This is a genomic window from Campylobacter troglodytis, assembly GCF_006864425.1.
Lineage (GTDB): Bacteria > Campylobacterota > Campylobacteria > Campylobacterales > Campylobacteraceae > Campylobacter_D > Campylobacter_D troglodytis.
On sequence record NZ_QHLI01000249.1, the window covers coordinates 1 to 474 of the forward strand.

Here is a 474-nt window from a genome sequence, read left to right on the forward strand (position 1 = left end):
AAGTCCTATGAAAAACAAAGATTCGTTTCTGAATTTCGCAGATATAATTTAGGGAATTACGAAGCATTTTTTTGCTTCGTTACACTCGCAACTTTGCAAGAAGCCTTGATTTAGAAGCAAAAAATCGCCAAACTTTGCAAAATAACTCGTGCTTGCGTGAATGCAATTGTGCATCAAATAAGGCTTTTGATAGCCAAAGAGTGTGAAAAAAACAGCAAAACAAAGTTTCTTTAGAAAATGAGCGCTTGAAGTTGATGAGAGTTATTTTTTGCTTCGTTTCGTCTTGCAACTGCGTAGTAGAAGGTGCAAAAAGGGTGCGTGGAAAAAGGGGGCGTGGAGCTGACAAGAAAACTCCTGTGTTTTTACTTCGTTACACCTCTTGTAACTGTAAGCAAAAGGTTTGCTAAAACGCAATCGCAGGAGTTTATACACAGATCGTCAACACTGCCCTACCAAAGAGCTATTGCCTATTAT

1 protein-coding gene is annotated in these 474 nt (G+C 38.6%); it reads left to right on the plus strand.

Annotation, left to right across the window (positions count from 1 at the left end):
• Positions 1-254: 254 nt before the first annotated feature.
• Entirely contained in the window at positions 255-407 is a 153-nt protein-coding gene (locus DMC01_RS16985) for a hypothetical protein (RefSeq protein WP_185908992.1), read from the plus strand.
• Positions 408-474: the final 67 nt, after the last annotated feature.